Origin of the sequence: Metallosphaera cuprina Ar-4, assembly GCF_000204925.1 — an archaeon.
GTDB classification, from domain to species: domain Archaea; phylum Thermoproteota; class Thermoprotei_A; order Sulfolobales; family Sulfolobaceae; genus Metallosphaera; species Metallosphaera cuprina.
In genome coordinates, this window is sequence record NC_015435.1 from 1,256,837 (window position 1) to 1,273,976 (window position 17,140).

20 protein-coding genes are annotated in these 17,140 nt (G+C 44.0%); 10 read left to right on the forward strand and 10 right to left on the reverse strand.

Annotated elements, in window-relative coordinates; all coding sequences use genetic code 11:
* The first annotated feature begins 340 nt into the window (after positions 1-340).
* From MCUP_RS06495 to MCUP_RS06515, 5 genes are all read left to right on the forward strand, one after another.
* A complete protein-coding gene (locus MCUP_RS06495; RefSeq protein WP_013737988.1) occupies positions 341-811 on the forward strand; it encodes a single stranded DNA-binding domain-containing protein in 471 nt (156 codons plus the stop codon).
* Entirely contained in the window at positions 808-1,161 is a 354-nt protein-coding gene (locus MCUP_RS06500) for a PqqD family protein (RefSeq protein ID WP_013737989.1), read from the forward strand. Before MCUP_RS06495 ends, MCUP_RS06500 begins: the two co-directional genes overlap by 4 nt.
* Before the next feature lie 44 nt (positions 1,162-1,205).
* A complete protein-coding gene (locus MCUP_RS06505; RefSeq protein WP_013737990.1) occupies positions 1,206-2,846 on the forward strand; it encodes a molybdopterin-binding protein in 1,641 nt (546 codons plus the stop codon).
* An 82-nt stretch (positions 2,847-2,928) separates the two neighbouring features.
* On the forward strand, positions 2,929-3,867 hold the full coding sequence (locus MCUP_RS06510; protein ID WP_013737991.1) for a homoserine kinase: 939 nt from the start codon (positions 2,929-2,931) through the stop codon (positions 3,865-3,867).
* Positions 3,851-4,975 (forward strand): aminotransferase class I/II-fold pyridoxal phosphate-dependent enzyme, encoded by a 1,125-nt coding sequence (locus MCUP_RS06515; RefSeq protein ID WP_013737992.1) that lies wholly within the window; start codon positions 3,851-3,853, stop codon positions 4,973-4,975. The genes MCUP_RS06510 and MCUP_RS06515 overlap by 17 nt, the downstream gene beginning before the upstream one ends.
* A gap of 91 nt (positions 4,976-5,066) precedes the next feature.
* Here MCUP_RS06515 and MCUP_RS06520 read toward each other — a convergent pair whose 3' ends face one another.
* From MCUP_RS06520 to MCUP_RS06545, 6 genes are read right to left on the reverse strand one after another with little or no spacing between them, the layout of a single operon-like run.
* Entirely contained in the window at positions 5,067-5,411 is a 345-nt protein-coding gene (locus MCUP_RS06520) for a hypothetical protein (protein WP_013737993.1), read from the reverse strand.
* Positions 5,408-6,280 (reverse strand): CoB--CoM heterodisulfide reductase iron-sulfur subunit B family protein, encoded by an 873-nt coding sequence (locus tag MCUP_RS06525; RefSeq protein ID WP_013737994.1) that lies wholly within the window; start codon positions 6,278-6,280, stop codon positions 5,408-5,410. The genes MCUP_RS06520 and MCUP_RS06525 overlap by 4 nt, the downstream gene beginning before the upstream one ends.
* On the reverse strand, positions 6,277-7,254 hold the full coding sequence (locus tag MCUP_RS06530) for a succinate dehydrogenase/fumarate reductase iron-sulfur subunit (RefSeq protein WP_013737995.1): 978 nt from the start codon (positions 7,252-7,254) through the stop codon (positions 6,277-6,279). Before MCUP_RS06530 ends, MCUP_RS06525 begins: the two co-directional genes overlap by 4 nt.
* 1 nt (position 7,255) lies before the next feature.
* Positions 7,256-8,956 carry a succinate dehydrogenase flavoprotein subunit gene (locus tag MCUP_RS06535; protein ID WP_013737996.1) on the reverse strand — a complete coding sequence of 567 codons (1,701 nt, stop codon included), beginning with the start codon at positions 8,954-8,956 and terminating at the stop codon, positions 7,256-7,258.
* 37 nt (positions 8,957-8,993) lie between these two features.
* Entirely contained in the window at positions 8,994-9,785 is a 792-nt protein-coding gene (locus MCUP_RS06540) for an HAD-IIA family hydrolase (RefSeq protein WP_013737997.1), read from the reverse strand.
* Positions 9,764-10,060, reverse strand: a complete 297-nt coding sequence (locus tag MCUP_RS06545) for a hypothetical protein (protein WP_013737998.1) — start codon at positions 10,058-10,060, stop codon at positions 9,764-9,766. The genes MCUP_RS06540 and MCUP_RS06545 overlap by 22 nt, the downstream gene beginning before the upstream one ends.
* A gap of 29 nt (positions 10,061-10,089) precedes the next feature.
* Between MCUP_RS06545 and MCUP_RS06550 the strand changes: the two genes are divergently transcribed.
* Positions 10,090-11,691, forward strand: coding sequence for a DUF2070 family protein (locus MCUP_RS06550; RefSeq protein WP_048057557.1), 1,602 nt, complete (start codon positions 10,090-10,092; stop codon positions 11,689-11,691).
* Here MCUP_RS06550 and MCUP_RS06555 read toward each other — a convergent pair.
* The gene (locus MCUP_RS06555; RefSeq protein WP_013738000.1) at positions 11,662-13,023 is read right to left on the reverse strand and encodes a digeranylgeranylglycerophospholipid reductase; all 1,362 of its coding nucleotides are present in this window, start codon (positions 13,021-13,023) and stop codon (positions 11,662-11,664) included. The genes MCUP_RS06550 and MCUP_RS06555 overlap by 30 nt on opposite strands.
* A 39-nt stretch (positions 13,024-13,062) precedes the next feature.
* Positions 13,063-13,440, reverse strand: coding sequence for a DUF5751 family protein (locus tag MCUP_RS06560; RefSeq protein ID WP_013738001.1), 378 nt, complete (start codon positions 13,438-13,440; stop codon positions 13,063-13,065).
* 107 nt (positions 13,441-13,547) lie between these two features.
* Between MCUP_RS06560 and MCUP_RS06565 the strand changes: the two genes are divergently transcribed.
* Positions 13,548-13,778, forward strand: coding sequence for a hypothetical protein (locus MCUP_RS06565; protein ID WP_013738002.1), 231 nt, complete (start codon positions 13,548-13,550; stop codon positions 13,776-13,778).
* On the opposite strand, the gene MCUP_RS06570 is transcribed toward MCUP_RS06565, so the two are convergent.
* Both MCUP_RS06570 and MCUP_RS06575 read right to left on the reverse strand, forming a co-directional pair.
* On the reverse strand, positions 13,768-14,307 hold the full coding sequence (locus MCUP_RS06570) for a metallophosphoesterase family protein (RefSeq protein WP_013738003.1): 540 nt from the start codon (positions 14,305-14,307) through the stop codon (positions 13,768-13,770). The two genes, MCUP_RS06565 and MCUP_RS06570, sit on opposite strands and share 11 nt — an antisense overlap.
* Entirely contained in the window at positions 14,304-15,119 is an 816-nt protein-coding gene (locus tag MCUP_RS06575) for an isoaspartyl peptidase/L-asparaginase (protein ID WP_013738004.1), read from the reverse strand. Before MCUP_RS06575 ends, MCUP_RS06570 begins: the two co-directional genes overlap by 4 nt.
* Before the next feature lie 57 nt (positions 15,120-15,176).
* Between MCUP_RS06575 and MCUP_RS06580 the strand changes: the two genes are divergently transcribed.
* Genes MCUP_RS06580 through MCUP_RS06590 form a run of 3 tightly spaced genes read left to right on the forward strand, consistent with a single transcriptional unit; the run spans position 15,177 to position 17,132 of the window.
* The gene (locus MCUP_RS06580; RefSeq protein WP_013738005.1) at positions 15,177-15,677 is read left to right on the forward strand and encodes a hypothetical protein; all 501 of its coding nucleotides are present in this window, start codon (positions 15,177-15,179) and stop codon (positions 15,675-15,677) included.
* Between the two features lie 10 nt (positions 15,678-15,687).
* Positions 15,688-16,677: an NAD(P)/FAD-dependent oxidoreductase gene (locus MCUP_RS06585; RefSeq protein WP_013738006.1), complete on the forward strand. Its 990-nt coding sequence runs from the start codon at positions 15,688-15,690 to the stop codon at positions 16,675-16,677.
* Positions 16,674-17,132: an Lrp/AsnC family transcriptional regulator gene (locus MCUP_RS06590; protein ID WP_013738007.1), complete on the forward strand. Its 459-nt coding sequence runs from the start codon at positions 16,674-16,676 to the stop codon at positions 17,130-17,132. Before MCUP_RS06585 ends, MCUP_RS06590 begins: the two co-directional genes overlap by 4 nt.
* Positions 17,133-17,140 lie beyond the last annotated feature (8 nt).

The window sequence follows — 17,140 nt, forward strand, 5'->3', positions numbered from 1 at the left end:
AGCTCACTATTTTCTCCCTATATATTGTCTACTCGTTAGTGGCTTATAAAGAGAGGTTAAGAAACGTGAAATAATAAAATTGTTTTAGGCTAATATCGCGATTAAATCAAGTTTATCATTTATAAATTTTCTCTAAAGTTTTTCCGAGGTCGAAACATATGCTCTCGAAGTTCTTAGGAAAGGGTCTCAGACTTGAATTAAATTAACTATATAGATACATAAATTGCGAATGAACCACTTTGTTTAACAGAACAAATAGATATAGTTTCTGAACATAACCAACTGATTTATATATGAGAGTTACAAAATTGATTTAACAAATTCGTGTGAGTCGAGATATATGGATGAAAAGATAGGAAACCTAAAAGGCGGGATGGAAAACATAAATGTGACCGCCAGAGTTTTAGAAGTAGGTGAGCAGAAGGTCGTTCAAACTAAGAACGGCCCTAGAACAATACGCGAAGTAATGGTTGGAGATGACACAGGGAGAGTCAAACTCACCCTGTGGGGAAATCAAGCAGACGAAGTGAAAGAAGGGCAGATAATAAAGGTAGAGAACGCTTGGACCACAGTGTTCAAAGGACAAGTTCAGTTGAATGCAGGGAGCAGATCTAAGATAACCGAATCTGCAGAGGAGTCAATACCTGAAGCCGATCAAGTACCTGAAAACAGTCCAACAGACGATTCGCCTCCACGAAGGAGCTTTAGAGGAAGAGGAGGCAGGAGAGGATACGGCGGTCACAGTAACTACGGCGGTGGATACAGGAGGAAACCTAGAGAAGGCGAGGAAGGCGGAGAGGAAGAAGAGTGAGTTACGAGGGTAGAACACCGGACAATCATGAGGGGGAGCCTCAAGAGGATCTGAGATCCCACTCTCATCTCAGCTATGACGAGATTAAGGATAAGAAGCCAAGAAGAGAGGGGGAATTCATTGACAAGAGCGAAAACGAGGATAAGTACATCATAAAGCTGAGCGAGGAGAAGATTTATGAGGTTGCAGGGATAGCTTATTTCATTTGGGCCATGTGCGATGGGGAGAAAACTGTGGGCGATATAATCCACGAGATAAGCGTAGAAGGTCAAGTTGAAGAGGATCAGATTAAAGGTCCAATAGTGGAAGTTCTTCAACAGCTACAGGAAGCCGCACTAATATCTATCTAATTTACATAATCCATTTAAAAAGGAGCTTTTGTCTATTTTTATTTATGAGGAATTTTGTTCCAGAGACTAATCTACCTAGTATAGACGAGGCTTTAGATAAGTTCTTAAGTGTTCTCCCACCTAAAGGTAGGGTCTCTAGGTTAGATATATTAAAATCCGTTGGTAAAATCACGTCTTCTCCAGTCGTGGCAGAAATAGACTATCCTCCTTTTTCTAGATCGACCGTTGATGGATTTGCAATAGTTTCAAGCTCAACTCCTGGAAAGTTCAAAAAAGTGAATAAGATTTCAATAGGTGAGTGGAAAGACATAAGGATCAAGGGAGGAGAAGCCGTAGAGGTGGACACAGGGTCACCCATCCCCTCAGGGGCAGATGCGGTGGTTAAGATTGAGGAGACCGAAGTTGATGGCTCAGAAGTAATAATAAACAAGAGAGTTAGATTCGGGACTAACGTGGCTTGGGTAGGAAGCGATATACCTAGGGGTTCAATAATTCTAGATGAGTTACAAGAGGTTACCCCAGAGGACGTTGGATCATTAGCTTCTTTAGGTATAAATAGAGTGGAGGTCTTCGATTCGGTAAAAGTGTACGTAATTGCAACAGGAGACGAGTTGGTCTCTCCAGGATCTGATCTACCTAAAGGAAAGATATATGAGAGCAACGTTCACTTCCTTTTATCTAAACTAACTCAAATGGGCTGTGAGGTAGTAAACTATGAAGTTTTACCAGATAACAAGGAAGTTATTAGGAACGCTATAATGAAAGCCTCGGACTCAGCTGATCTGATAATAACTACTGGTGGCACAAGCGCTGGCGAGAAGGACTACGTACATCAAATAATTAGGGAGGAAGGTAAGATCATAGTCCAGGGTATAAACGTTAAACCGGGGAAGCCAACTATACTAGGAGAGATAAAGGGGAAACCCATTTTCGGGTTGTCAGGCAACATTGTGGCTACGATTTTCCTTTTTGATAGGTTAGTTGAAAAATACATAGGGAAACTAAACGGAAAGCATCTGGCCAGAAGATATACTTACAACGGTGAAGTTGAAGCGATATCAATCTTACCTATACAGGCTGATAGGTTTAGGACAACCATGATACCTGTCTTCCTATTCAAGAAAGGTCAGGTCTACTTTGCCCTTCCAGTACCTACTGAGAGTTACATGGTGGGAACCTTCGCGAGCTCTGACGGCTTCGTTATGCTGCAGGCTGGAAAATATGTAGAGGAGGGAGAGAAGATTAAAGTGTTCGCTAAGGCCCTTGACACGAGACCTGTCCTAATAGGGGAAGAGGACCCTAAACTGAAGGACCTTAACGTGAGAAAGATATTTTTAGGATCCGTTCCTGCGTGTGCGGCTCTGAAGTTCGGTATAGGCGACATATTGGTGATAAGTGACCTCGTGTGTGGGAAGGACTTGAACGAGTACCAAGAGCTTAAAAGATGGATCTTAGTTAACGGGAAGGGGGATGAAATAGGATATAACGATTGGATAGGAATGAGTAAGCTCGTGAACGAGCCTGCAGTTAAATTAAAGTCTCCTGCTACAGCCTCTTTCTTCCTTGGAAAGGCCAAAGTAATAGCTCCCGAGGGTTACATCGAGGGAGAGAAATTGGTCCAAGAGAAGCTGAAGCTCGTGATCAGGGATAAACAATTCTCTAAAGGAATATTTTCAGAAGGTTAGCTGGTCAAAAAGCCTTTTACTTTGTCTGATTATTCTCAGCTCATGACTTCTTTAAGCGTCCTTACAGTGTTAAAAGAGGTCGATGAGCATGAGAGTGAGAGCTATAGCTTTTTCGTCTTCTGCTAACTTGGGTGCTGGTTACGATGTGCTATCTATGAGCCATCGAGCGTTTAATGACGTAGTATATGCGGAACTTCTAGACTCGGGGGAAGGTAAAATCTTTATAGAGACCGACTCAAGCGTACCTACCGATCCTTCCAAAAACTCCGCTAGCGTTCCCGTTGAGGCGATAATGGAGGATTATAAAATTAAGGGGATCATAAAACTCAAAATAGTTAAGGGGATCCCTCCTGGACTAGGTCTTGGAAGCAGTGGAGCTTCTGCGGTTGCTGCAGTAGCGGCCGTAAGCAGGCTCCTAGATCTTAACCTTTCACTTGAGGACATAGTGAAGTACGCCGTGTTAGGGGAGAAAGCTGTTAGTGGATCTCCACATCCTGATAACGTGGCTGCGAGCGCTTTTGGTGGCGTTGTCGCAGTCACTTCACACGATCCTTTCAGAATAGTTAGAGTGGCCGTTAATTACGACTTTAAGATAATGCTGATCATACCTAGATTGGCTACTGGAGTAGGTAAGACCAAGAGAGCTAGAGAACTTGTTCCTCCCAAGGTTGAGCTCAACAAGGTTGTGGAAAACGCTAGATACCTCTCCTCATTGATGGTTGGGTTGATTAAAGGGGACCGAAACCTGATTCAAGAGGGAATGAACGATAGTATAGTAGAGAAGGCTAGGGAGCCGCTCTACCCCTACTATCCTAAAATTCGTGAGATATCGTTGAAGTATAACTCTGTGGGAGTCTGTGTGAGCGGAGCGGGACCCTCAGTTTTAGTACTTTACGATGAGGAGACCGAGTTGGAGAAGATTAAGTTAGGAGCGACTGACGTATGCAGAGGGTTCGGGTTTGATTGCGATTTCGTAACGACAGAGATTGGAGGTGGTGTGAAAGTTGAAGGACTCGACTAAGTCAGTTAAGGAGGCGATAGATCCCACTACCGGAGCTATAACAATTCCAATTTATCAGACCTCAGCCTTCTTATATCCAGAAGGGGAAAAGTACAGGTACTCTAGAGAAGTTAACCCTACTGTCTTGGAGTTAGGTAAGAAGATAGCTGACCTGGAGAAAGCGGAGGCCGGGTTAGCGTTCTCCTCGGGTATGGGAGCCATATCTACCAGTTTGCTCACTTTGCTTAGACCAGGAAAGAAGTTGCTTGTACACGTCGACATGTTTGGAAGGAGCCTTAGGTTCACTAAGGATTACCTCTCTTCTTGGGGCGTGAAGGTTGACGTCGCGCCTGCAGAGGACGAGGCGATGCTAACCATGTTAGAGAAGGGTTATGACGTCGTCATGGTTGAAAGCGTAACTAACCCCCTCCTTAGGGTTGTAGACATTGAGGCGATAGGTAAACTGTGTAGAGAGACCGGATGCACTCTTTTGGTGGACTCGACCTTTGCGACTCCCATTAACCAAAAGCCACTTGAGTTCGGGGCTTCTCTTGTAATACACAGTGCCTCAAAGTTCATTGCAGGACACAACGACGTGATAGCGGGATTGATAGCCGGAAAAGGTGATCTAGTGAGGGAAATTGACATGATGAGAAGGACCCTCGGCACATCTCTTGATCCGCATCCTGCGTTCCTAACTATCAGGGGGATGAAGACCTTAAAGATAAGGATGGATGTAATAAATAAGAACGCCCAGGAGATCGCGGAGTTTCTTGAAAGCCATCCCAAAGTCTCAAAGGTTTACTATCCGGGCCTAAAGAGTCACGTGACTTATGCGGTTGCTCGACGAGTGCTTAAAGGGTATGGCGGGGTAGTTAGCTTTGAAGTCAAGGGTAATGCTGAACAAGCGTTAAGGGTGATGAAGTCAACGTCAATAGTGGTTCCAGCCCAAAGCCTGGGTGGTGTAAACTCTCTCATCTCTCATCCAGCAACGATGAGCCACAGAACTTTATCTCCTGAAGAACGAAAGGCCTCTGGAATAAAAGATTCGCTGCTCAGGTTATCAGTTGGTATTGAGGACGTTGAGGATCTAATTGAGGACCTGGACAAAGCCTTGTCGAAAGTTTAGCGAATGCTTTATTTGCTCTCCAGAGGATATTACTCAGCCATACCTAGCAAACAGCCGTGAGACCACGGCGGAGTGAAGCTAGGGCCTCCTCTCATTTAGAGGAGACCTGTGACTTTATTTTCACGAGGTAGTCCCTTACTGAAGCCAGGTCCTCTAGCAGGTTTGACTCTTCGGTTCTGATCCACATGATTCCACCAGCTGCATCCACCACTTCGCCTTTCAATTTCAAGTCCTTTACCCTTTCTTTCCAATTGAAGGGAATCTTCGAGATGATGAGCACGTACAGTTCTCCAGTATTACGTTTATGCAACTTACCCCAAAATATGTCATTTACCTTATACTCAGCCTCCTTCGCGAACGGGTCCTTACCAGGCCTCTCTGAGACGTCTCTCCAGTCGCTTAACTCTCCTCCAATAGGACTCAGATCGTTAATCACGTAATTCCCCTCTGTTCCAACGCCTTCATTGCTATTTTACTCAATCCGAGCTCTTTAGGACTTATACCGAACGCTATGGCTAAGAGCTGCGTAACGTACATAGTTGGCATAGTCCAATTTGTCTTGAACTCGTCCATAACCTTATATTGGGTAACGTCTAGCTGTAAGTGACATAAGCTACAAGGATGGATCATTATATCTGCCCCCATGCTTTTAGCTGAATTAAGCACGTTGTATGCTAACTTTAACCCGCCTTTGGGATTGCTACCCATTAGTGGGAAACCGCAACAAGCGGTCGCCATTGGGAACCTAACGGGAGTGGCGCCAGTAGAAGATACTAGATCTTCTAAACTGTGAGTGTTATAAGGAGATTCAAAACCCATTATCTTCTCTGGCCTTAACATTTGACAGCCATAATACGTTGCAACCTTAAGTTGAGAAAGGGGTCTCGTGACGTGAGACTTTATCTTCTCTACACCTACGTCTCTCACTAAAACCCACACTATGTGTTCCGCATCAACTGTGCCCTTATACTCTATCGATGCTGATTTAAGTCTAGAATCTACTTCCTTCTTTAACTCAGTGTTCTCCTTATAGTTGTTCACAGCGAGCCTATGACTTTGTAGGCAAACGCTACAAGGGGTAGCCATTTTAGAGAGTCCCATCTTTTCGACCTTGGATAGGTTTCTCAAGTTCAGCGATACGTGAGCCTTCTCATCGTACTCGTCCAGGAAACCTCCTCCACAACAGTTCCAATCTTCAACTTCTACTAACTCAAGCCCTAGGACCTCTGCCACCTTTTTCGTGGCCACATCTACGTCTTTAGATAATCCATGGGTTGCACAACCAGGATAATAAGCTACCTTCATTCCTTCTCACCCATTAGTTTTTGAATCTGACCAATCTCATTTACCTTCTTCTCCTTAATTAAGGCGAGTTGAGTCTTGCCGTTCCTCATCGTATATAACATGTCTCTTATCGATGTAACTAAACCGTATGTGGTTAAGTAAACTTTTGCTTCCTCTAGCTTTCCTGTGTTCCTTATGCTTTCGAAAATAGCTTTTACATGTTTCTCTCCAGTCTCAGCCACCTCTGACTTCTGCTTAAGGAACTTAGTGTGTGCCCTGGTCTTCTTTATAGTAGTTACGGGCTCTACATCCCTGGGGCATACGTTAAAACACTGATAACAATACGTACACCTCCACGAGCTATCTATTAGAACCTTTAGCCTCTCCTCATATAGTGTGTCTCTAGGATCGGCAAGAAATCTATACCCCTTAGCGTGAGCTGCAGGCCCTAAGAACTCCTTATCGATCCTAACTGCGGGACAGGAGGACACGCAGAGACCGCACCATATGCACTGGGCAAACTTCCATAACTCCTTCTGGTCCTCAGGAGTTAACCTCTGCTCCGCCTTGTTTTCTACTACCTCCTTAGCGGGATACAGCCTAGGTTTGACTTTGTACATCCTAGAGTAGAAGTCTTCCATATCGACTATGAGGTCCTTCTCGACCTTGAAGAAATCCATAGGTTCCACAACTATCTCGTTAGTGTTGTACTTCCTGACCAAATCCAAGGCTAAGGTCTTACATGCTAGTCTAGGCTCGTTATTTAACTTCATGGCACAACTTCCACATACTGCCATATGACAGGAGGCCCTGTAGGCCAGGGTAGGATCCTGCTCTGACTTAATCCTTCTAAGGACCTCAGTCATCTGAGTGAACCTATCTACAACTAGCTTGTACTCCTGCCAATATTGGCCTCTCTCCTGGTTAAATCTCCTAACCTTGACCTTTATCTCAACTTGCTCTAACTTTTCGGACGGTTTCATACTCTGTTGCATTTTAGTACACCCTAGCCTCAGGTTGCCATCTCGTGAACGTGACTGGTTTATATCCTATCTCCACCTGATTGCCCTTAAGGTAAGATATGGTATGTTTCAACCACGCCTTATCGTCCCTCTCTGGGTAATCTGTCCTAAAGTGAGCCCCTCTGGATTCAGTTCTATTGAGAGCTGATTTAGCTATGACAACGGCCAGATCCATCATATTTCTTAACTCTAGGGCGTTAAAGAACTCTGTATTGTAAGTCTTGCTCTTATCCGAAACGTACATGTTCTTCACTTGTGACCTAAGCTTCTCAACCTCAGAAAGCGCTGTTTTCAATAGGTCCTCATTCCTGAAGATTCCCACATCGTCCCACATTACTTGTCTTAACTTGTTTAAGATTTCACCGAAGTGAACTCCCGACTCGCTTTTTACGAAACGGTAGGCCTCGTCCAACAGTCCCTCTGCTTCCCTTTCTAAAGACGTTGATGAATGTCCCTCATGTTTCTTTAAGTACTCAACCACAGCTCTCCCAGTCTCTCTTCCAAAAACTAACGTTTCCAGCAAGGAGTTAGAACCCAACCTATTAGCTCCATGAACGGACACGCATGCAGCCTCTCCAGCTGCGAAGAGTCCCTGTAGATCAGGGTTCCTTCCAGTGATATCAACGTCTATCCCTCCCATATAATAGTGTTGGGCGGGCCTAACTGGTATCGGTTCCTGAGTGGCGTCCACCCCAGCGAAGCTTAGAGCCGCCTCGTAAGCAAGGGCCAGCCTCTCCTTTATGTAACTCTCCCCGAGATGAGTGAGATCTAGCGCTAAGTAACCTCCAGGAAAGCCTCTCCCCTCCCTTATCTCAATCGTCATAGACCTTGAAACTATATCTCTAGGCGCTAGATCCAACTTCTTTGGAGCGTATCTAGCCATAAACCTCTCCCCTTTATTGTTCTTAAGGACCGCGCCTTCACCCCTAGCGGCTTCGCTTATCAGGATGTCTGACGGATACAGACCAGTTGGATGAAATTGAACGAATTCAGGGTCCTTAAGCGCTGCGCCAGCCCTCAAAGCCATCCCGTAACCGTCACCCGTGTTTATGTATGCGTTTGTCGTGTGAGCGTAGAGCATACCCATACCTCCTGTAGCTACTACTACGCTCTTAGCTACGAATAAGGAAGGTTCCATCGTCCTCATCTCAAGGGCTAAAACTCCAGCTACCCTCTTCTCGTCTAAAACAAGGTCAACAGCGAACCACTCGTTGTAGAAATCTACAGAGAGGCCTGAAACTCTCTCATAAAGCGTGTGTAGTAACGCCATCCCAGTCTTGTCCCCCACGAACCTAGTCCTCGGATAAGTTTGGCCCCCAAAATACCTTAAAGCCACTCTCCCATCAGGTTGCCTATTAAATAGCGTCCCCCATCTCTCCATGAACTGGACTATTTCACCGGACTTCTGAGAGAGGAGTTCAGCCGCATCTTGATCCACAAGGTAATCTCCTCCTTTCACGGTGTCATATGTCATGTAATCTGGGTTATCGTTTGGATCCGAGTTTCCGTGCACGTATGCAGCTATGCCTCCTTCAGCTGAAGAGGAGTGAGACCTAGTGGGAAAGACCTTAGAAACGACCGCAACATTATAGCCTGCGGAAGCAACCTCATGGGCAGACATCAGTCCCGCAAGACCTCCTCCTAAAACAACTACGTCATAAAGAAGTTTGTCCATACAAAAAATCACATTGGATGTGTTATTAAGAATTACTTTAGGATATTAGTTCAGTGAGGTTCTTAACCAGAAACGTCGGATGTACACCCAGCCTCTCAACGTCCTCTCGTTTGTTGATACCTGTGGTCACTAAAACCGTATCAGCTCCCATGTCGTTACCCATCTTTATGTCTATCTCTAACTGATCTCCAATGACAAGCACTTTACTTAGGTCCTTAATTCCTGTCATCTCCATTGCGACTTGGACTATCCACCTATTCGGCTTCCCCGCTACGAAGTCCGGTTCCTTCCTTATTGCATATATTATAGCACTAGCCAACGCTCCGGCCCCCAATCTCAATCCGTCCTTGGATGGCCATAATCTGTCCATGTTGGTCACAATGAATTTGGCACCTTTGGAGATGCACCTCATTCCTATGGAAAGCTTATCGTAAGTAACCAGCCTATCTAAACCCAAGACTACCGCCTCTGGGTTCACTCTCTCAGCGTCGGTAGTAAACAAAGCCTCCATTCCTGCGTTTTGGACTTCCTCAACCAATCCCTCCTCACCTATCACATAAGCCCTGTTGACTCTTAGCATCCTTTTCATGTAAATCACCGCCGCGAGTCCGCTAGTTATTATATCCTTAGGTTCGGCCTGCAGGCCTAGAGAAGTTAGTTGCCTTGAGAGAAGAACTCTACTGAAACCAGAGTTATTAGTTACGAAGATTATCTTCTTACCTTTGTCCAAGAGCTTCTTTAGAGGAATAATGTTTTCCCATATAGGTTCTCCTTCAGTTAGAATCACACCGTCAACGTCGCTTATGATTAAATCATAGTCTGGGACCATTTTGAAATAGCCTCTATCCTACTTATTATGTCCCTCCCTGTTATACCTTTCCCTAAATCAAATACGTAAAGACCGCGAGGATTATATAGAGCAGAATCGCAACTCCACCTACCTGGAAAGGGCCTCATGACCTTTACATAGTTCGTCTTCCCTTGAAACTCGAAGATCAAAAACTCCCCTAAATCCTTTAGCTCCACGTAATACATAACGCATTCTCCAAGGTCATTCCTTAGGGTCTTTAGAGGGTTAAGCTCCGACAAAGCGTTTTCAATCATTTTTTTATCCTCCCCTTCTTTGATTACTCGTGGATTCAGAAAAGTTAACAAGGAGCTACTATTCCAAATTAATAAGGTTACCATCCGTACAGGCTTTGTCGATATGGGTGGGAGCTGAGGTTGGGTTATCCTTAGTTAGGTCTCTGTTCGATGGGATAGGATACATCGCTGGGCTTCTAGTTTACATTCTCCTTAATTTCTTTGCTCTGCATAAAAGGGTTAAAACTTTTTTAGCCATGATGGGAATTTTTGGAATTATTTATTTGATAACCTCGTTTCTTCCATTGATAGTAAGCCTATCTTTCGGACTATTTATACCTCTAATGACTTACATAATGCTAATAGATTACGGAGATCTAACGTCACCAGCTTTGTCAACTGGAATTGGAATGATATCTGGACTTCTGACCTTACCAACTAATGTGGGGCTTTTCGTTGCGTTTTATCTTGCTGTAGGTGTGTTCTCCTACCTTTACATTATATTAGTCAATAGGAAGGGGAAGGACGTTACAGGGATACCATCACTGAAGATAGTCAGGCCATTCTTAAGAGCCATGAGCTATAAAAGGGAAGAGGAAGTGGAGAGTTTTCTAGAACGCATATCAACCAGGATTAACTCGTCTATAGTAGCGTTAAAGCTGGGTGAGGTTACAATAATACTCCCCAGAATTCATTTCGGAATGTACGGGAGAGTAGGTAGCTCCCTGTTTCCTTATCAAGTGGAGGAGGAACTAAACGCTAAAGCGATAGTATTTCACGGACCAGGAAGTCACGAGCTGGATCTAGCTTCGAGCAGAGAGTCGTTAAAGGTAGCAAGGGAAGTATCGGAGAAGATAAGAAGCGGTAAGTGGAATAAGTTGTCTTTCCTAGGAATAGCGTTTAGTTCACAAGATAGGTTTAGGATAACCTCTTTGGTATTTGACAGGTTTTCCCTTAATTTCGCGGAGAGACCTGGATACGGAATTGACGATTTGCCAGGAGACCTTTGGGACACCTCGCTCAAGACTAACAATTTCGTTGTAGACTGCCATAACGAGTCGCTAAAAGAAGAGATAAGCCGCAGGGATGAGACTGCCCTGAAGGAATTCTTAACAAAAAGATGGTTGATGCCAGAGAAAAGGGTGCTCAGGGTTGGGTACGGGGAGACACAACTAGATAGGAAATGCGAAGGTGTATGCAATGACAAAGTTAAGGCACTGGTTTTAGATGACGGGGAAAAGAGGGTTCTGATAATCTATGTGTTTGCAAACAACGCTGATGAAGAGACAGGTAAGTTAATACAGGAGAAATTTAAATCTAGATTTGATAGGGTAATCCTCGTAACTCCTGATGATCACTCTTGCACAGGAACAAGCTTTGGAAACTTATACACTCCTGCTGAACCTTGTCCAGCCCTCCTCGAGCCCTCCGAAAAGGCAGCTCAAATGGCTGAGTCAAGGTTAAGAGAGGTAGAGGCTGGTTACATGATAATAGACGTAAAAACTAAGGCTATAGGGAAGTTCATTTCGATAATGATTGAGGGGCTAGAACAGGTGGGAAACTTCGCCATGAGGACTTTCTGGATACCTGTTGCTTTCCCTTACGTTATGCTAGCCATATCCTTACTTGGAGATTACCTTATCAAATTCTGAGACTAGCTGCTTCACATCGGCTCTCCACGCGTCTAGTTTAGCCGGATTTCTTGGGTAGTTCCTGTAAAGGTCCTTTATGTCCTTCATGTACTGCGCAACGTTCTTCAGCTTGAATAACAAGGAGGGTTTACCAAGTCCTGAGAGTACTCTCATGGCCTTATCCGCTACAGAAAGTTGAAGATCTCCTGTTGTACTAGCCTCAAGTAGATCTTCCTCCTTTATGACCTTCCTCCTCATACCGTAGCTGATATCGTCGTCGCTCAGTCTCTGTAGAAATCTTCTGAACAGTTCCAAGCTCGCCTGTTTAGCTCCATATCTCTCATTATAACACAAGTTAGTTTCCCATAGAGACTGAGAGGAGAAATCACGCTTCTCAAAAGCGTTAAGGGTTGACCTGGCGGCGCAAAAACCTGATATCATAGCTGATCCCTTCCCTCCTCCATGGACCGGATTAGCGGTGTAACCGGAGTCTCCTATAACAATTATTCCGTTCCACACTAACGTATCTAAGGGTCTCCTAGTTGGTACAAGAGCGCCTCCCTTTACTATCATTCTGTTTCTATCTACGTCGGAGCCGTAATCTCTCCAGTACTTTTCATAAAACGTGTAAATGCTAGGATACCCCATACCTCCTTGAATACCTAGCCCTATGTTAACCTTATCTTTTCCTTTTGGGAAATACCACCAGTAACCTCCAGGAGATGTGGTTTGATTGATGAATATCTTCAGGTAACTCGGCTCCTCAATCTCCTCCTTGGTGTAAGCCACTTCCCTGTAAGCTATATCTGCATCCCTCTCGTCCATATCTTCTGCAACTGGAACGTTCTGAGGTAACTTACTTCTGAAGCTCCTTGAGTAACCAGTAGCTTCAATTACGACGGTAGACCTGACTTCGATTTGTTCTTCCTTTCTTCTATCAAATATAATCGCTCCCTTCACGAAATCGTTATCTAAGATAGGTTTCATCGCAGTGGTCATATCCATAACTTCGACTCCTCGATTTTGAGCCTCCCTTAATATCCTCTGCGTGTAAGCTGGGGCGTTTATTTCGAAGCCCTCTCCTCTTACCGTCCACTCGGTAGACATATCTGGACTGTAAAGCTTTATCCCCTCTATCTTCTGCTCTAACTGTTCGTTTTCAGGATAAGGCATGCCTAAATTGTCGAAGTGTTCCTTGCTTACTGCATCTCCACAAGGCTTATCTCCTATTCTACTCCACGGCTTACTGTCGATGAGCAGTATCTTCAATCCTTTATTGGCTAAGTGCCAGGCAGCTGTAGATCCTGCAAAACCTCCACCTATTATTAACACGTCGTAGTTGAGCTGTTTCAAAAATATCCCAGGAACTTGATATCGATCTAAAATAAAAAACTACTTACAATTGTCCTTAACAATTCCAGTTTTGAGAGAGTCCGGAAGATTACTAACCAACTTAACCATTGAAAACCTGTTATCCTCGTCACAATAAACTGTCAGACCGTCCGGCTTCGCCTGGATGTATTTATCAACCATCTTCTCTACGTCACCGGGATTCCAAACGAACAGTTCGAGTCCCAGGTCAATATTATCTAGTATAGCTTCCCTGCAGTTAGCTAACACTTGCCAATGAGGAAGCGATGAAATGACATTTATCATAACTTTCCTGAAGCCTGCGGTTCTGGCGTCCCTCATCGCTTTCCTGAACACGTCAGCAAGAGTTTCCTCTCTGACCTGAACCAAGACGAGGAGGGACTTATTTCTCAGATCCATAATCTACATCCTCAGCCTGGAGTTAATATTAGTGATGCATCTCGGAACGAGGTTATACTTTCACTACGCTTCTTTTATCTTTTAACTTAACTGGACAATATATTTGTGTGATAGTTCAAGTAATTTATAAAAAATTCACCCCGGAGATTAGGAGAGTAGTAAGGAAGTTAAGAAGGGTTCCCTCCATTGGTGAAATAATATTCTCCAAAGGGGAAAGAAACGTGATTATGGCAGATGGGATAGTGATATGGGAGGAAGGTGAGGACCCAATAGAAGGTTTATATGACGTTAAAATAATTCAGAAGATGCCTGATATATTACCACAAATCAGTGGGTAAGACTACGTGTGTAGTGCGAAGAGTCGGTTATAACAACGTACCCTCTACTTTCTGGAGGGAACTCCCTAGTTATTCCCCCAGCATAAATGACTCTAGCTAACTTATCAACTTCGAGCCTTTTATGCTGGCCTATTACGAGCCAATCCCAGGGTCCGGCTCCAACCGTCTTTCTCAGCTGATCTATATCGCCTTGATGACCGTGAATGATATAGTACTTTATCGATGAGGCATCAGCGATGTACATAGTAGTGCCTATTATCTCCTCTCTATACCTAGGTTCGGCCATTATGCATTTCAAGGCATGCGGATCCATGTCTCCTTGTATGTAAACCAGTTGAGCCCAGGGTGCAATACTTCTTATCACGTAGAGCACATCAATGACTCTGGGACACTCGTAGTCCCAGTAACATTGAGTGGTGTCACCGTTAAGCACTATAGTTTCGGGTTCTTCCTTCTTTATTACGTTAGACAGTACGCTCTCTATATGAGGTTCAGGGAACCTTATGTTACTAAGCACAAGGATCTTCACAACGAATCAACCTCTTTAAAGAACACTCTCTTCCCTTCTCTCCATCTAATACCTCTGGGCATTGCCTCAGTATTAAATGATGCTGCAGCGTTACCTTCCGAATCTAACGCTATCATACCTAGGTTGTCCCTCCCAAACGTGGCAGTAAATTTGTTTAGAACTGCCCTTAATGAATCCTCTAGTGAATACCCCATAGCCCTTAAAGTATCTATCTCCTTGGCAGGAAGGACCTTCAGTATCAACTCTCCTACGCCTGTACATGATACTGCTACCCTTTCGGTTGCGTAAAATCCTGCCCCGGGTATTGGAGAATCCCCAACTCTTCCGGGCAGCTTTCCTCTTATTCCTCCAGTGCTCGTACCAGCGCTCAGATTTCCTTGTTCATCTAGGGCAACGGCTCCTACAGTATCTCCCTGAGCATGACCTTCATTTACGTCAACGTCCTCCCAATACGTTCTCGCCATCAACACATGTCTCCCCTCCTTAAGCACTTGGTAGGCCTTTCTTATAGGGTTCCTAGCCCTTATGGACGCTACTGCCCCAATTGATAAAGTCCTACCGAACATTAAACCAGCGTCCATCTCTACCTTTCCCTCCGAGTTTTTCACGCTCCCAACGCCCGCATTAAATACCCCACTGTCTTCAATCACCGCTATAGCTTCAACTACGGCCTCAATAGATCCTCCCGTTCTAAATTCAGAGTATCCTCTATCTAAAGACTCTTGCATAACTGATAAAGACTTCTCCTTGTCGACGTTTCTCCATGTGCCCGCACCACCGTGAATGAGAAGTATTGGCTTATTGTATCTCATGATACCATGTTACCATTAGATATTTTTATCTTTAATAATAGGTGTATCATGGTTTAAATGAAGGATTGGCAAGTAGCTGGAGTTTCTTTACTCTTAATACTATTACCTGTAATACCCAGTTTGGCTGATAGCTTTTTCGCCTTTATTGGTACTACCGTCGTAGGTCTTATGATAGTTCTTTATCTCTTTTGGACCTACAAGCCGTGGACAAGCAAAGACAACTCTATAGTTTCTCTGTATTTTACTGGAATTTTCTCGTTCGGTTTAGCTCTAGGTGTGTTTTTCGTACTACCACTTCACCCTAGACCCTTTGGAATCGTTTCGCTAATTGAATCTATACCCTTCTTCATTTCTTTCTTTTTCGCAACTAAAGATATCTGGAGAAGCTTGTTCAAGAAGGAGATACTTTACCTGGCCGACGGTTACTTCGCTTTTGTATTAACGATATTGATTGGAGCCATAATTGGTAAGTTCCTTCACAACTTTTACGAATTAATAATCCTTTATACTGGATTTCTTACAATGGGCTTTATACTTATGATGTACTTTAGGAAGTAAAGGTGTTCCGATGAGAATTGCCATAATAGGAGGAGGACCTGCAGGGATATCTTTAGCCTGGTTCTTGAAGGGGACTAAATTCGACGTTACCGTATACGAAGGATTAGATGACGTAGGTAAGAAACCTTGCGCATGGGGTGTCTTAAGGGGGATAGAGAATTACATTGAAATACCGAAGGAGTCTATTTACAGCGAAATAAAGGGATTTAGAATATTCTTGGATGGGAAGCTGATCTCAGAAGTCAGAGAGAGGAGTAAGCTGGGGTATATAGTGGATAAACCTCTAATGCTTAGGAGATTAGGAGAGAAGGTAGACCTGCGTCTTAACTCAAAAGCCGTGCTTGAAAACGGGAAGTTAAAGCTAAATGGTAAAATCGAGGAAGCGGACAAAGTGATTTTAGCGACGGGTCACTACTCCCTCTCGAAGGACCTAACTATACCTGCGTTACAGTACGTAACTGATCTCAACTACGATCCCGAGATGGTTGACATGTACTTTTACTCCGACCTCCTGGGATATGGATGGATCTTCCCTGATCCATTAGGGGCTAAAATCGGAGTGGGCGGGTACTCTAGCTTAGAGTTCATTTCAGAAAAACTGAAGTCAATAACCTCAGGGAAAATACTGGTGAGGCATGGAGCTAGAGTTGCTGATTTTGGAGTCATCGAGGAGAGACTTAATGGAAATTATATTGGAGAGGCGCTTGGCACAGTTTATGCGGTTACAGGTGAAGGTATAAGGCCCTCTATAATATCCTCTAAAATAATGGCTCACTCCTTGCTCGAAGGGAAGGACTTCTCAAAGGAGTTCAGGAATAGTAAGCTCTATTGGAGCTTACAGATTCACGCCTCAGTCATAAAAAGGGCTAAGGCATCCAACTCGGTTAAGTCCTTAGAGAAGGTGTTACTTAGGGCGGATCCCAAACTAGTTGTAAAGTTCGCTATGGGTGACTTCGGGAAGTTAGATCTTATTAAACTGTTTGGGAGTGCTATATTATGACTGATTATTATTATCTAGATAATGTTGACAAGAAAATACTAAGTATTCTGCAAAAGGACGCCAGGACACCGTTCTCTAGGTTAGCTAAGATGCTCGACTTAAGCGAATCGACTATACATATGAGGGTCAAGAGGCTTGTAAAGGAAGGGGTAATAAAGAACTTCGGCATAGAGATAGACCTGGATAGGATTGGCCTTAACGTACTTGCCTTCATCCTTATAAAAGCGGAACCGAAAAAATACGAGGATATTCTCAAGAAACTTGTAGAAATGGACGAGATCTATGACATTTATGACGTTACAGGAGAATATTATGCTCTTTTAAAGGTAAGGGTGAGGTCTAGGGAGGAGTTAGCTAAAGTCTTGGATTACATTGGAAAGCTAGAGGGGGTCTCGTCGACTTACACCATGGTCGCCTTGAGAACGATAAAGGAGAAGAAGAACCTAGACGATTGACAACTATG

Excerpts from the sequence above, each read along its gene's own strand:
- MCUP_RS06525 (WP_013737994.1), bottom strand. The coding sequence starts at position 6,280 with ATGAAGGTAGCTTATTATCCTGGTTGTGCAACCCATGGATTATCTAAA.
- MCUP_RS06545 (WP_013737998.1), bottom strand. The coding sequence starts at position 10,060 with ATGATTGAAAACGCTTTGTCGGAGCTTAACCCTCTAAAGACCCTAAGG.
- MCUP_RS06575 (WP_013738004.1), bottom strand. The coding sequence starts at position 15,119 with ATGAGATACAATAAGCCAATACTTCTCATTCACGGTGGTGCGGGCACA.
- MCUP_RS06540 (WP_013737997.1), bottom strand. The coding sequence starts at position 9,785 with ATGGTCCCAGACTATGATTTAATCATAAGCGACGTTGACGGTGTGATT.
- MCUP_RS06510 (WP_013737991.1), top strand. The coding sequence starts at position 2,929 with ATGAGCATGAGAGTGAGAGCTATAGCTTTTTCGTCTTCTGCTAACTTG.
- MCUP_RS06585 (WP_013738006.1), top strand. The coding sequence starts at position 15,688 with ATGAGAATTGCCATAATAGGAGGAGGACCTGCAGGGATATCTTTAGCC.
- MCUP_RS06495 (WP_013737988.1), top strand. The coding sequence starts at position 341 with ATGGATGAAAAGATAGGAAACCTAAAAGGCGGGATGGAAAACATAAAT.
- MCUP_RS06530 (WP_013737995.1), bottom strand. The coding sequence starts at position 7,254 with ATGCAACAGAGTATGAAACCGTCCGAAAAGTTAGAGCAAGTTGAGATA.
- MCUP_RS06590 (WP_013738007.1), top strand. The coding sequence starts at position 16,674 with ATGACTGATTATTATTATCTAGATAATGTTGACAAGAAAATACTAAGT.
- MCUP_RS06505 (WP_013737990.1), top strand. The coding sequence starts at position 1,206 with ATGAGGAATTTTGTTCCAGAGACTAATCTACCTAGTATAGACGAGGCT.
- MCUP_RS06580 (WP_013738005.1), top strand. The coding sequence starts at position 15,177 with ATGAAGGATTGGCAAGTAGCTGGAGTTTCTTTACTCTTAATACTATTA.
- MCUP_RS06535 (WP_013737996.1), bottom strand. The coding sequence starts at position 8,956 with ATGGACAAACTTCTTTATGACGTAGTTGTTTTAGGAGGAGGTCTTGCG.
- MCUP_RS06560 (WP_013738001.1), bottom strand. The coding sequence starts at position 13,440 with ATGGATCTGAGAAATAAGTCCCTCCTCGTCTTGGTTCAGGTCAGAGAG.